Annotated in this window: 13 protein-coding genes and 1 tRNA gene; 2 read left to right on the plus strand and 12 right to left on the minus strand. The window is 45.4% G+C overall.

Going from position 1 to position 14,053, the window contains the following annotated elements:
• Nucleotides 1-2: 2 nt before the first annotated feature.
• The 6 genes from scpA to MF542_RS13090 all read right to left on the minus strand — a co-directional run bounded on the left by scpA (nucleotide 3) and on the right by MF542_RS13090 (nucleotide 7,162).
• Entirely contained in the window at nucleotides 3-2,147 is a 2,145-nt protein-coding gene (scpA, locus tag MF542_RS13065; protein ID WP_247020168.1) for a methylmalonyl-CoA mutase, read from the minus strand.
• On the minus strand, nucleotides 2,144-3,985 hold the full coding sequence (locus MF542_RS13070; RefSeq protein ID WP_247020170.1) for a methylmalonyl-CoA mutase subunit beta: 1,842 nt from the start codon (nucleotides 3,983-3,985) through the stop codon (nucleotides 2,144-2,146). The genes scpA and MF542_RS13070 overlap by 4 nt, the downstream gene beginning before the upstream one ends.
• A gap of 84 nt (nucleotides 3,986-4,069) precedes the next feature.
• A complete protein-coding gene (locus MF542_RS13075) occupies nucleotides 4,070-4,876 on the minus strand; it encodes a sulfite exporter TauE/SafE family protein (protein WP_247020172.1) in 807 nt (268 codons plus the stop codon).
• Nucleotides 4,877-4,880: 4 nt separating this feature from the next.
• Nucleotides 4,881-5,168, minus strand: a complete 288-nt coding sequence (locus MF542_RS13080) for a hypothetical protein (RefSeq protein ID WP_247020174.1) — start codon at nucleotides 5,166-5,168, stop codon at nucleotides 4,881-4,883.
• 282 nt (nucleotides 5,169-5,450) lie between these two features.
• Nucleotides 5,451-5,527 (minus strand) — tRNA-Pro (locus tag MF542_RS13085).
• Nucleotides 5,528-5,608: 81 nt separating this feature from the next.
• The gene (locus tag MF542_RS13090; protein WP_247020176.1) at nucleotides 5,609-7,162 is read right to left on the minus strand and encodes a Rieske (2Fe-2S) protein; all 1,554 of its coding nucleotides are present in this window, start codon (nucleotides 7,160-7,162) and stop codon (nucleotides 5,609-5,611) included.
• 206 nt (nucleotides 7,163-7,368) lie between these two features.
• On the opposite strand from MF542_RS13090, the gene MF542_RS13095 reads away from it, so the two are divergent.
• The gene (locus tag MF542_RS13095) at nucleotides 7,369-7,989 is read left to right on the plus strand and encodes a helix-turn-helix transcriptional regulator (protein WP_247020178.1); all 621 of its coding nucleotides are present in this window, start codon (nucleotides 7,369-7,371) and stop codon (nucleotides 7,987-7,989) included.
• On the opposite strand, the gene MF542_RS13100 is transcribed toward MF542_RS13095, so the two are convergent.
• From MF542_RS13100 to MF542_RS13120, 5 genes are all read right to left on the minus strand, one after another.
• On the minus strand, nucleotides 7,986-8,459 hold the full coding sequence (locus tag MF542_RS13100) for a MerR family transcriptional regulator (protein ID WP_247020180.1): 474 nt from the start codon (nucleotides 8,457-8,459) through the stop codon (nucleotides 7,986-7,988). The two genes, MF542_RS13095 and MF542_RS13100, sit on opposite strands and share 4 nt — an antisense overlap.
• Nucleotides 8,460-8,477: 18 nt before the next feature.
• Nucleotides 8,478-8,777: an integration host factor subunit alpha gene (locus MF542_RS13105; protein ID WP_247020182.1), complete on the minus strand. Its 300-nt coding sequence runs from the start codon at nucleotides 8,775-8,777 to the stop codon at nucleotides 8,478-8,480.
• A gap of 183 nt (nucleotides 8,778-8,960) precedes the next feature.
• Nucleotides 8,961-9,998, minus strand: a complete 1,038-nt coding sequence (plsX, locus tag MF542_RS13110; RefSeq protein ID WP_247020184.1) for a phosphate acyltransferase PlsX — start codon at nucleotides 9,996-9,998, stop codon at nucleotides 8,961-8,963.
• 113 nt (nucleotides 9,999-10,111) lie between these two features.
• Nucleotides 10,112-10,660: a YceD family protein gene (locus MF542_RS13115; protein WP_247020186.1), complete on the minus strand. Its 549-nt coding sequence runs from the start codon at nucleotides 10,658-10,660 to the stop codon at nucleotides 10,112-10,114.
• Between the two features lie 9 nt (nucleotides 10,661-10,669).
• Nucleotides 10,670-11,203, minus strand: a complete 534-nt coding sequence (locus MF542_RS13120; RefSeq protein WP_247020188.1) for a ubiquinol-cytochrome C chaperone family protein — start codon at nucleotides 11,201-11,203, stop codon at nucleotides 10,670-10,672.
• Nucleotides 11,204-11,358: 155 nt separating this feature from the next.
• Between MF542_RS13120 and MF542_RS13125 the strand changes: the two genes are divergently transcribed.
• Nucleotides 11,359-11,862, plus strand: a complete 504-nt coding sequence (locus tag MF542_RS13125) for an outer membrane protein assembly factor BamE (protein ID WP_247020190.1) — start codon at nucleotides 11,359-11,361, stop codon at nucleotides 11,860-11,862.
• Between the two features lie 69 nt (nucleotides 11,863-11,931).
• Here the strand turns inward: MF542_RS13125 and MF542_RS13130 are convergent, their stop codons facing one another.
• On the minus strand, nucleotides 11,932-14,016 hold the full coding sequence (locus MF542_RS13130; RefSeq protein ID WP_247020192.1) for a sodium-translocating pyrophosphatase: 2,085 nt from the start codon (nucleotides 14,014-14,016) through the stop codon (nucleotides 11,932-11,934).
• Nucleotides 14,017-14,053 lie beyond the last annotated feature (37 nt).

The raw sequence follows: 14,053 nt of genomic DNA on the forward strand, positions 1-14,053 counted from the left end.
CTTTATTCGCTATAACCAAGCTTATCACTAAGCTTACCAAGAAGTTCTTCTGCAGCTGCCGTAATAACGGTACCTGGCGGGAAAATAGCTTCCGCGCCAGCTTCATAAAGCGCATCATAATCCTGCGGCGGGATAACGCCGCCTGCAATTACCATAATGTCTTCACGGCCAAGCTTTGCAAGCTCTGCTTTAAGTTCAGGCACAAGTGTTAGATGACCAGCCGCAAGGGATGAAGCACCAATCACGTGCACATCATTTTCAACGCCTTGACGTGCCACTTCAGCTGGTGTCTGGAACAGTGGTCCGATATCAACATCAAAACCGAGGTCCGCATAGCCAGAAGCAACTACCTTCTGGCCACGGTCATGACCATCTTGCCCCATTTTCGCGATTAGAATACGTGGACGCCGACCATCATTTTCTTCAAATGCATCAACTAGCTCATGAACCCGCTTAACTGCTGGGTTATTCTTTCCAACTTCTGCTCTATATACACCTGTCACTGCTCTGATCTCCGCTTTATGACGACCATACACTTTTTCAAGCGCATCGGAAATCTCACCAACAGTTGCTTTTGCGCGCGCAGCATTAATTGCCAGCGCCATCAGGTTACCTTCACCGCTTTCAGCAGCATTGGAAAGCACATTCAAATGGCCATCAACTTCTGCCTGATCACGTTCAGCACGAAGTTTCGCAAGCTTTTCAAGCTGTGCCGCACGTACGGCACTATTATCTACTTTGAGAACATCAATATCTTCGGTTTCATCAAGTTGGTATTTATTTACGCCAACCACTGTCTGGCGGCCACTATCAATACGCGCTTGGGTGCGGGCTGCTGCATCTTCAATACGGAGTTTCGGGATACCAGCTTCAATAGCTTTCGCCATACCACCTTCAGCTTCAACTTCCTGAATGTGTGCCCACGCTTTTTCAGCCAGATCGGCCGTGAGTTTCTCGACGTAATAGCTACCTGCCCATGGGTCGATCACACGGTTCGTACCAGTTTCCTGTTGAATAAACAGCTGGGTATTCCGAGCAATACGCGCTGAGAAATCTGTCGGTAACGCCAGTGCTTCATCAAGAGCGTTCGTGTGCAAGCTTTGCGTATGCCCCTGAGACGCTGCTAAAGCTTCAATACATGTACGAGACACGTTATTGAACACGTCCTGTGCGGTTAGCGACCAACCTGAGGTCTGGCAGTGTGTACGCAAGGATAGAGACTTTGAATTCTTTGGATCAAACTGTTTCACAAGCTTCGCCCAAAGCATGCGCGCAGCGCGCATCTTGGCAACTTCCATGAAATAGTTCATGCCAATCGCCCAGAAGAAACTGAGCCGCGGAGCAAATGCATCAACATCAAGGCCAGCATTCACACCAGCCCGGATATATTCCACACCGTCCGCCAGTGTATAGGCAAGCTCAAGATCAGCTGTCGCGCCTGCTTCCTGCATGTGATAGCCGGAGATAGAGATACTATTAAACTTCGGCATATGCTCCGATGTATAGGCAAAGATATCTGAGATAATGCGCATGGAAGGTGATGGCGGGTAAATATAGGTGTTCCGCACCATAAACTCTTTCAGAATATCATTCTGAATAGTACCGCTCAGCTTTTCTGGGCTTACACCCTGCTCTTCCGCCGCTACTACATAGAGCGCAAGGATCGGCAGTACAGCGCCGTTCATTGTCATGGATACTGACATCTGATCCAGCGGGATACCACTGAAAAGCGTGCGCATATCATAAATGCTATCAATCGCAACACCAGCCATACCAACATCACCAGCCACACGGGGATGATCACTATCATAACCGCGGTGTGTCGCCAGATCGAATGCTACAGAAAGGCCTTTCTGACCGGCAGCCAGATTTCGGCGGTAAAACGCATTCGAATCTTCAGCGGTGGAAAAGCCAGCGTACTGTCGAATAGTCCAAGGACGTGTCACATACATCGTTGGGTATGGACCGCGCAGGAACGGGGCAACACCGGGACGAGTATCTAAAAAGTCAAGCTCGGCAATATCGTTTGCATCATACTGTTGTTTTACAGCGATACCTTCTGGTGTCGCCCAAGCTTCACCGGATACTGTTGATGCAGAAGCTTTTGGAGCAAAGCCAACGTTGGAGAAATCAGGAATACGGCTCATGAATTTTCTCCCATCATATCATAGGCATTTTGTAGTGTTTCGAGCACATTACAGCCCATAAAGATAAAGCTTTCAACACCCGCTGCTTTCAGCGCGTCACCGTTTACAGGCTTACCAGCTAAATAAACATGTTTGGCGTTCTTCAGTGCCGCAGCAACAGCCTCCCCCATTACCTCATACTGACCATCGCTTGAACACAGAATAGCAAATTCAGCACCTGATTTTTCAAATGCCGTTTTAGCAGCTTCTGCTGTCGCGATATTTTCACTTTGAACAGCTTCAATACCGCCAGCTTCAAAGAAGTTTTTCGCAAATGTTGAACGTGCCGTGTAATCAGCCGGTGTGCCAAGATTTGCAACAAACACCTGCGGACGTTTGCCATTGGCCTGTAACATCATATCACTACGATCACGTAGCGCTTCAAAATCCTCTGCAAGGCGGTGATTTGGTAACGGATCAGCTTCACATCTTGCTGGTTTCAAATCAGCCATTACTTCAGCGAAAGCTTCAACTTCCTCTATAGCGTCTTCATGAATGTGCGGGAATTCAGAAACACCTGTCACAGCGTCTTTACGCTTCGAAAGGTTTATACGGCGCTTTTCCCACGCAGTATTCAGTTCCTCTTTCAAATCACCACTGGCCAGCAGTGGCGTTACACCACCATTTGCTTCAAGGCTTTGGAAATACGTCCACGCCTTTGCGGAAAGGTCAGATGTAATAGTTTCAAAAGCATAAGCGCCAGCAGCAGGATCAGCGACTTTGGAAAGGTTACTTTCTTCCTGCAGAACAATTTGAATATTGCGGGCAATTCTGCGTGCGAAGCCGCTAGACATACCGATAAGCGCATCATGCGGCATAATACAAATGGTGTCAGCACCGCCAACAGCAGCAGCAAAACAAGCAGTGGTGCCGCGCAGCATATTCACCCACGGATCCCGAACTGTCATCATACGGGCAGAACCAGCCGCAGTGATACTCATCTTGGTATCTTTAACACCGCAAGCTTCTAGAACCTGTTGCCAAAGAAGACGTGCTGCCCTGATCTTCGCCACAGTCATATAGACATCTGCATCAGCAGCTACAGTGAAATGAATATTTTTCGCAGCATCAGACAGTTCAAGGCCTGCTGTTTCCATGGAGCGCAAGTATGAAACCGCTGTAGATAGCATCAAGCCAATTTCTTGCGCCTCAGTAGCGCCAGCCATATGGTACGGAGTGCCGTCTGCCATAAAGGCCGCCACATGCTGATATTCAGCATACCCTTTAGCAACTTCAACGCCCGTGGCTAACGCTTCATCCATCGGCTGAAGCAAACGCCCTGTTTGTGCGAGGGTCCCAATCGGATCAATACCTAAACAGCCTTTTACTTCCTCAGCTTTGTAAGCTCGCTTTTTGAGAATTCCCAGGAACGCCTTAGATACAGTAGAATATTCCTCACCAGGCACGAGTGAGAAGCCAACCATATTGAGATAAACACCTTCCAAAGCATTACCTAATTCGGCTGGTGCAATCCCCGGTGTCGTGCCAGAAGCAATTTTAAGAGAAAGCGCACTAGCACCACGCTCTAGATCATCAAGAATAGCCTGATTGGTCTTTCCTGCATCTGGGTTTGAATGCGCAGCTAATATCTGCCAATCACCTCGTCGGCTCTCAGGCCGCGAGCCCTGCACCATCGTGTCTCTGGTATAAAGTGCATGGATATTAATATCGTCATACGACTTAGAGATCATAGCGCGGTCGAAATCTCTACCCTTAAGGGTCTTTTCAACAAGCGCGCGCCATGCCTCATCTGAAGCTGGATCAAACTCTGAAGCGAGTTTTAAGCCTTCTTGTGTCATGGGGCCCAGTCCTTTAGCAACTGACAGGTTATTGTCCTTATTGTTTTGCCGGGAACCTAGCCAAATATTTGCTGCGGTGCAATGTTAAACGGACATCAACAATCTGACAGTGGCCAACACAAGAAACAATCCAAAGGCTATACTCAATAGTCTTTTTGGTATGGCATGAGCAACTTTAGCCCCAAATGGTGCACACACGACAGCAGCTATTGCTACTATGACAAGGGATGGAACATGAATAAAACCGACCATTCCAGATGGTAATCCTGCTACATTCAGTCCACCAAACAGATATCCCAGACCACCAGAAACACTAATAACCAGCCCTATCAACGAAGCCGTTCCAACAGCCTTCTGGATAGGAATATTATAGAGTGTAAGATATGGTACAGAGAAGCTGCCCCCACCAATTCCCATAACGGCCGAAAAGAAGCCAATGATCCCTGGATTCACGTAACGAAACGCACCGGAAGGTAAATCTTCACCCAGTTTGTATTTATCCAGTGGTAACAACATTTTGAGAGCAAGCAAAGCGGCTAGTCCTGCAAAAATATAAATAAGCTCTTCTGTTTTTAGTGTTTTCGCAAAAAAAGCACCTGCAACTGCACCAACAGCAATTGCCCACCACCAATCTCTAACGATGGGCCATTCCACACCACCTTTTTTATGATGTGCTCGCACGCTGGACAGGTTAGTTGCTACAATAATAGCAAGCGATGTTGCGATAGACGCATGCATACGCCACTCAATAGGCACACCAATACTATCGAAAACGATAAAGAGAGCTGGAATGGTGACAATTCCACCACCAATCCCAAGCAACCCTGCTAAAAAGCCAGCAACCATCCCTGCCCCAACAAGTGGGAGCAAATGTTCTATCATTTCCATCATGAAACTACCCTTGAACGCCTAACTTCTTTTCAAAATATGCCAACTTTGATGGCGGTATTTCCCTACCCACTTCATCAACCAGAACCTTATCTTCCTTCAACTGAAGCCAAACAGGGATACCACCATTCCAAAACATCTGATAGCTGGCTTTCGCAAGATCGCTATAAAATGCCTCAGGAGTTTTATTGGTGTTGGCAATCACATAACTTTTTTCAAAAGGATTCCAAGATTCCTCATCTTGCGCGAACCGAAACATCACACCCAGCTTATCTGGCCTGCATGCATCTGGCATTGCATCAACCTCTAACCAGGAACATACATAATTTCTGCACCCACCGGGCCGCTTATGGTAACTATCGCACCCACCAGAAGCGCGTATATGCTTACACCTAGTTGCCGGTGGTTTCAGATAATTAGGGAATTCTACAGCAAGGATAATACAGCACTCAGAACATGATCCGCACGATTTGGTCACAGCGCACACCACTTCTTAAAATTTCACTCTAAATATTTAGAATTGAAGAAGTATTTGGTCAAACAAAAACCGCTATAGCCAAGCCATAGCGGTTCTTATTGGTCGGAGAGACAGGATTTGAACCTGCGGCCCCTACACCCCCAGTGTAGTGCGCTACCAGACTGCGCTACTCCCCGATTTCAGAGTTACCTTCTGGATGCCGGCGAATATAACGAGCGACATGGAAGTACGCAATATGGCAAATTAAAGTTTTTAACTTATTCTCGTTCTACATGAAATTTGGCTTGATACGCTTCTCTGGCAGGTACTTTCTGCCTCAAATAAGAATGTAGGTAACGATTAAGTGCCGCCAATAATCTATTTGCTGTGCCTTGCGAAACAAGATCAAGCAAGTACTCAACGGCACACACCATCTTCAATCGATGAACGGAATAAATGTATTCACCATAATCCATATTGAAAAGGTCCGCTTTTTGTTGAGCCATAAATAGCTTCTGATCATCCACTTTCCATTTTTTAAAAGTGGTTTCAGTAAGAAAAGGTTTATTTCGACCTACAAAGCAAGCCATCTGCAAAAGCCCTGATCGCCAATATCTATTCTCAGCCGTTGCATGAACATAAACTGCCCGAGCAAAGGTAATTGCATGGGTGAAATCAAGCCAACCAATGTTACGGGCTATAGGTTGTTCAATAGCATTTTGTAAATTTACATCAAAACGCAGCATGTTTTCTGCGGCAGCCAGCAAAAGCTGCTCCCAAAGCACTTCATTAGGTTGATTAGACTGAACAACAGCCCCCATAACCGCATTAACTGATAACCCTGAAAATGAAAATGCCTGCTCATTTTCTTGAGGCCAATCGCCATTGAGGAAGGAAATGAATTGTCTGAATTCTGGTAATAAATCTTCTCGCGCGGCACCACATAGATGGCGTACAAACTGAATAGCCAAACCACGCTCGACATCTTCACCAAGCTGTTCAATTAACCGTTCAGCATGAACAACATAGATAGCTGAATGACCGAATGCTGAGTAATGCTTAAATACCTGATCTAAGAAAACCGACTTTAGATCAGCAAATCTTAACCCTTCATCAAAAGCAGCCTCACATAAACTCACAGCCATTTCAAAATTCATATCCGCAATTGCTTTGCGAAAAGTTTCTATGTCCCACTCAATTCCAAGGCCTGCTTTGGCAGGGCGGCTTTGTAAACCATCCCAAGAAAAATGCCCTGTGGCTTCAAGAAACGCTACCAGTCGAAGATCATCATCGTTTCCTGCCAAATCAATCCAGTCAGAAAGTCCAGCGTGTGCATGGCCAAACCCTCGCTCAATCTTATCTTCGCTCCACCGGAGCGCTGAAACAGCGTAAGCTTCATATGGCTGCCCTGCTTTTGCACCGCGAGCGAGTGTACGGGCTAGTCTGCTATAATCATGATCATTCAAAGCATCTTCAAAGTCGGCCTCGAGTTTCTTGATCACTTCTTCTTTAGGAGGCGGTGTTACATCAAGCCAAAGTTCTCCATCACGAACTTCCAGCGGATATGTCTGAACAGGGTCCCGCCCCATAAGAGGCACACCATCTTTCAGATTAAAAGTCCAACCATGCCAGTTACAGGAAAGAATACATCCCTCTTTCAGCGAACCTTCCTTAAGGGGGTATCCCTCATGTGGGCACCGATTATCAACGGCATAAAGCCCGTCATCAGCAGCTATAATCAGAATCTGCTTACCCCCTAATTTTACGACCACTCGATCTTCAACCAACAATTCTTCAAGACTGCCGAGATTTTCCCAAATGTTATTTGTCACGATTTCCCTCCTCTTCAGCCTGTGACGTGGCTATATCTGCGCGGTCACGATCAAGCCTTTCAGCGATAAGTTTAGCCCGTGCGATAAAGAGTATTTCCTGCCCCATTTTCAGCCTCCATTAATTAAACAAAAAACTTTAATTAATAACTGTGGGTTCGGCTTGATTTTTTCAAGTAAAAACTTTAAATAAAATTCAGGAGATGGAAATGAGTACACGCGAAACGATTTTGAAAGAGTTGAAAATCAAGGGAAAAGCGCGCGCTGACGAGCTATCAGAACCGCTGAATTTGACGGCGATGGCAGTCCGCCAACACCTTTACCGACTGCAAGAAGAAGGCGCTGTTGAGTGTATCTCTGTTGCGTCTGGCAGAGGTAGGCCCGCGAAATATTGGCGCCTAACAGAGAAATCAAACGTCTATTTCCAAGATGCACACAGGGATCTATCGCTTGATCTGATCTCTGGTATTCGCGATGTACTTGGGGGTGACGCCCTGCTCCAATTGTTAGATCACCGATCAACAAAACAAGAAAAAACTTACAAGGAAGCAATGGCTGAAGCCGATGATCTATCGGAGAAATTAGTTGCCCTCGCGAAAGCGCGATCAAGTGAAGGATATATGGCTGATGTAACCACGGAAGACGGTGATTTGCTCTTCATTGAAAATCACTGCCCTATCTGTGAAGCAGCCAAGGCCTGCAGTGGTATATGTTCTCAGGAACTTCAGTTGTTTCAAAAACTTTTTGAAGATGAAGCTTTTGTCGAAAGATCAGAACACATAGTGGCAGGCGCAAGACGTTGCGCCTACAAAGTATCCAAGAAAAACTAATCCAGTTTTGCTCTTAACGCCTTTAATTGACTTAACACTGCAGAAATTCGCTTATCATCAGACGAGCTTATTGGTTTAGCTTGTTGTTGCACGGGTTGTTTCATAGGTGCGGATGACACTTGTTCTTGCTTTTCAAGAATAGCATCTACAGTCAGTGGCTCATTCTCGCCTTTAGCTAAGGCGATAGTTGCCTTAACACCCTGACTTTTAAATAATTTCTGAACACCGCGGATAGTATAACCGTCGACATGAAGCAGCTGCTTAATAGCAGTAATCAGCTCAACATCTTCCGGCCTATAATAACGTCGGTTCCCACCTCTTTTCAAAGGTTTGATTTGAGCGAACTTGCTTTCCCAAAACCGCAACACATGCTGCGGCAGATCTAAATATTCTGCAACTTCTGAAATTGTACGAAAGGCTTCACGCCCCTTGCCGCTTTTATCACGGCCCGTGGCAGAATCTTCAGCCATTATAGAAACTCCAAAACTCTATGAGTTATCTGAGTTAATTTGGTCTTTCATTACCTGACTTGGACGGAAAACCAATACCCGGCGTGGTTCAATAGGAACCTCTTCACCAGTTTTTGGGTTACGCCCTACACGGCCATTTTTAGAACGAACCAGAAAACTTCCAAAGGAGGAAATCTTCACATTATCGCCCTTAACCAAAGAGTCCGCAATTTCATCCAAAATGCTCTCTACCAAGTCTGCAGATTCATTGCGGGAAAGCCCCACTTCTTCATATACAGATTCAGCTAAATCAGCTCTAGTTAGTGTCTGGTTTGACATGGCACCCTCACCATTCAATGATTAAAGTTAAAAAAACTCCACACAAATGCTACCCAAAGGTTTGCATTCTGTCAATCTAACACTAGTAAATGCGCAAGCTTTTTAAAGGCTTATACAGGAATGCTGACCTTTCACTGCATATAATATAACTCAACTATAAACACACATTTAACAAAACCGATTTTATGGCTTTGTTTCTTCCTCTACGCCAATCTCATGTAAATCCTCACTGATTAAGCGGGTGAGATCATTTTGCGCCATATCAATCGCGGACGTTAAAGCTGATGCAAAACCTTGTGCATTCGCCCCACCGTGGCTTTTCATTACAAGACCATTCAACCCAAGGAACACACCACCATTATGATTATTGGGGTCTAAATGATCTTTAAGCGAACGTAAGCCATGTTTTGACAGTAAATAACCAAGCTTTGTAAGGAAAGATGACCGGAACGCCCGACCTAAAAGGTCAGTAACCAAACGAGCAGTACCTTCGGCGGTTTTAAGCGCCACGTTACCTGTGAAACCATCTGTCACAACGACGTCAACTTCACCGTTTGCAATATCATTACCTTCAACAAAACCCGTAAAAGTCATCGGTAGATGTGTACTTTCCTTGAGAACATCAGCTGCAGCTTTAATGCTATCTTTGCCTTTCAGATCTTCAACACCAACATTGAGAAGAGCAACCGATGGTTTGCTAAGCCCAAGCACGGTACGAACATAAGCAGCCCCCATAATTGCAAACTGCACAAGGTTATTTGAATCGCACTCAACGTTCGCGCCCAAATCAAGCATTACACTTTCACCACGTAAAGTAGGAAGCGGAGAAATAAGTGCAGGACGATCAATACCAGGCATTGTACGTAGCATAAACTTGGCTAATGCCATCAACGCACCAGTGTTACCAGCAGAAATACAAACATCGGCCTTTTCATCTTTCACAGCCTGAATAGCCAGCCCCATAGAAGATTTACGCCCTTTTCGAAGCGCTTGTGAAGGCTTCATATCTGAAGAAACAATCTCATGGGTATGTACAATTTCACTGGCCTTTTTCAGCTCAGGGTATTTTGAAAGGTGTGGCATAATCGCCTTTTCATCACCAAACATCAAAAACTTGGTATTCGGATATAAAGTACGCGCTTTCGCGGCACCTTCAATCACCATATCAGGGGCATGGTCACCGCCCATTGCATCAACAGCGATGGTAATAGTCTTAGCCACAAATAATCCTATCTTATGCGCAAAGTATGCACTTTTTGAGGTGAGCTACACCCCAATAACTTACAGCTCACACCGTTATATTTATACGAACAATAACGTTTTTATTTTTTTGTTCAAGATTGGTCCTTCAGCTTACCAAGGGCAGCAAAAGGGTTCGGCTTCTCCAGCTCAACTTCATTCACTGATACGTTCGCAGATGCAGATACATTCAATTCTACGCCTTCAGCACGTGGATATTGGTTCATGGAAATTGCCAGTGTCTGCGCAACAAGCTCACCTACTTCAACAATATCACCTTCGAGTGCATCATAATCAGGGGCATCCACATCCAGATAAGCTTCATCTTCGTCCATACTGTTTGCCATTTCCGGACTAACCAGAAGGAGAGAGAAGTTTTCAGATACTGTTTCAGCCACTGGCTTTAAGCTGATGGTACATGCCTGTTCCAGTTCTGCATCGATATGCCCCTCCAGCAAAACAGCATCCATATCAGCCTTGCTTTTAACGGTAACTTCAGCACTAAAAGCAGACAAAGACACAAGATTAAAGCGTTCAACAAGAATACTCTTTTCATCATCAGTTGCTTCGATGGCATAGCTTTTCTCATTGCTATCAATTTCAGAAGCTTTAAGGGAAAGGGTCAGGTTATTTGTTTTTGTCATCGGGAGCCTTTAAACAGTCGGATCAGGGAAATTAAAGCTACAAGTTTCAAAGCTTTCAACCACTGTATTCTTTAACGTTTCTACAGAACGTTGGATATAACTTACCATCAAACGTACATCTTTATCCTGATTATCTCGGTATATGTTTGCCATTACCACTTGATCTAGTTGGCGTTCTTCGTCTTCATTTTCAAGAGCAGCCTTATAAGCAGCACTACGACCAAGCCAAGCAGCACCTACCTTTTTCATCTCTTTGCCAACGCTCATATCGCCCACACCAAGCTCACGGAAGGAGCGATCCAGATCGCTTACCATTGCCTCCTGAATAAAACGGCGAAACTCGATATAGCCCTCGCCTTCCTGCTCAAGCCTATGATCTACTAAAAAAAGATGTAATAGAATCATATCAAAACGACCATCAATCGTATCTTCCACGCCATATCTTTCATAGAAAACAGCGTTTCTCGCCTGGCCAACAAGCTCACTATAAACTCGGTAAGCTTCAACTTTGATCGCTTTTTTAGCAAAAAGACGTTTAAACATGGCAATTACCTTTATCTTGCCGCATTTGATCTACAATTTTCAGGCGACAATGAAATTAATTGTGCTCGCTCTAACATGGAGCCTTGCGCAGCGCAATGGGAACAGCTAGTAAAAACACTAATATACCTAATGGGAAAAGTGTGGGATTTTGTTGAATGACTAAAACAGCACCGAGTTCGTTTAAAAAGCATGTTACGCTAGGCTTCTGCGTAGCGGCCAGTATTGCTGTTTCAGCGTGTGGTAATGCTCGCGAAAATCGTGGTTATTTTTTCGATAATGAATTAGCTGATGCTATTGCACCTGGCGTTGACAACCGCCAATCTGTGAATTCAACCCTTGGCTCACCAACTATCCCAGCTCTTTTTGATGATAAAACTTGGTATTATGTCTCATCCCGCATGCGTGTTCGGCCAATTTTTTGGCCAGAAACAGTAGATCACCGAGTGCTGGCAATTACATTTAATGACCGCGGCGTCGTAGAAAATGTTAACAACTTCGACATGTCTGACACGCGCTCAATCAATCCTGCGCCAGGTAAAACACCTACTAAGGGCCGCCACCTAAGTTTCTTCCAACAATTGTTTGGAACTGTGGGCACATTCAGTGGGCAACAAGGTCCAAACGGTAACAACGGCAACCCTACCGGACCTAACGGTTAAAATTAGAGATATGAAATTAAAAGCCCCGAAGCATACACTTCGGGGCTTTCTTCTTTTATGGCTATTTGATCAGTGCGCTAACATCGCCAGTAATAAAAGCGCGACAATATTGGTAATCTTGATCATAGGATTTACAGCTGGCCCCGCGGTATCCTTATAAGGGTCACCAACAGTATCACCAGTTACTGCAGCCTTATGAGCTTCTGAACCTTTACCGCCATGATTACCATCTTCAATATACTTCTTGGCATTATCCCATGCACCGCCACCTGCGGTCATGGAAATAGCGACAAATAAACCACCCACGATCACACCAACAAGCAAAGCGCCAAGAGCCGCAAAAGCAGCAGCTTGCCCGGCAACAGCATTAATCACAAAGTAAGTAGCGATAGGTGCAACAATCGGCAATAAGCTCGGCACGACCATTTCTTTAATCGCTGTTTTTGTTAGTAGATCAACAGATTTAGCATAATCGGGTTTGGAGGTACCTTCCATAATACCCGGATTTTCCGCAAACTGTGCCCTAACCTCTTCCACAACTTCACCGCCCGCGCGGCCAACTGCTGTCATACCCATAGCACCGAAGAGATATGGGAGCATGGCACCAATAAATAGGCCGACGATAACAAATGGATTCGCTAGACTGAAATCAACGGACAAGTCACCGAAATACTCTTTCAAGTCGGCTGTATAGGCACCAAAGAGTACAAGGGCTGCTAAACCTGCAGAACCAATAGCGTAGCCTTTAGTTACCGCTTTTGTCGTGTTACCCACGGCATCCAGTGCATCGGTACGGTCTCGCACTTCGTCATCAAGGCCAGCCATCTCTGCAATACCACCCGCATTATCTGTAACCGGACCATATGCATCAAGAGCAACCACCATCCCTGCAAGAGCGAGCATCGCAGTTGCAGCAAAACCAAGCCCAAGAACACCAGCAAGATTATAAGCAACAATAATACCTGCACAAATAACCAGTGTAGGCAACGCAGTTGATTCAAGCGAAATTGCAAGTCCCTGGATTACATTTGTACCGTGACCAGTTTCAGAAGATTTTGCGATAGACCTTACCGGCCTGAATTCTGTGCTTGTATAATATTCTGTAAGCCAGATGATCACTCCCGTCACCGCAAGTCCGACAAGGCCACAATAGAAAAGCGTTCTTCCCGTAAAGGAGGTTTCACCTGCAGTGAACACACTGTTCATATCTCCAAGTGCCCATTGCATGGCAAACCACATCACCACAGCCGATAGAAGCGCCGTTACAATAAAACCTTTATACAAAGCCCCCATAATAGAGTTGTTACTTCCAAGCTTAACAAAGAAAGTACCAATGATAGAGGTAAGAATACAGCCGCCGCCAATAATTAACGGAAGTTGCATGATTTCCGCTGCACCTGTCTGCATAAAGAGTGCGGCAAGAACCATTGTAGCCCCTACCGTTACTACATAGGTCTCAAACAAGTCAGCTGCCATACCAGCACAATCACCAACGTTATCACCAACGTTATCCGCAATAACTGCCGGGTTTCTTGGATCATCCTCTGGAATACCGGCCTCTACCTTACCTACAAGGTCTGCTCCAACATCTGCACCTTTCGTGAAAATACCTCCACCAAGGCGCGCAAAAATTGAAATAAGAGACGCCCCAAAGCCTAACGATACCAAGCTATCAATAACCAGGCGATCGGTGGGATTAATTCCCATTGGGCCGACCATTACATAGTAAAAACCTGCAACGGCCAAAAGCGCTAGCCCCGCAACTAACATTCCGGTAACGGCACCGGATTTAAAGGCAATAGTCAAACCTTCCTGCAATCCAGTACGGCTTGCTTCTGTCGTACGTACATTGGCACGTACAGAGATAATCATGCCTATGTAACCAGCAGCACCCGAAAGCACAGCGCCAATTACAAAACCAAGTGCTGAAAGCTGACCAAGAGTTAAGAATAAAGCTGCCGTTACAATAACACCCACAACAGCAATAGTTCGATATTGTCTATTAAGATAAGCTTGCGCGCCTTCCTGGATAGCTTGCGCAATCTCTTGCATTTTTTCATTACCCGCACTAGCTGAAAGAATAGAGCTTCGGGTTACAACGCCGTACAACACGGCCACCAGACCACACAGAATGGCAGCATACAAAACTTCCATAGGATATCCTCCCCCTATTAAACCCAACAAAGGAGCT

The sequence above is a fragment of the Kordiimonas laminariae genome (genome assembly GCF_023008165.1).
Lineage (GTDB): Bacteria > Pseudomonadota > Alphaproteobacteria > Sphingomonadales > Kordiimonadaceae > Kordiimonas > Kordiimonas laminariae.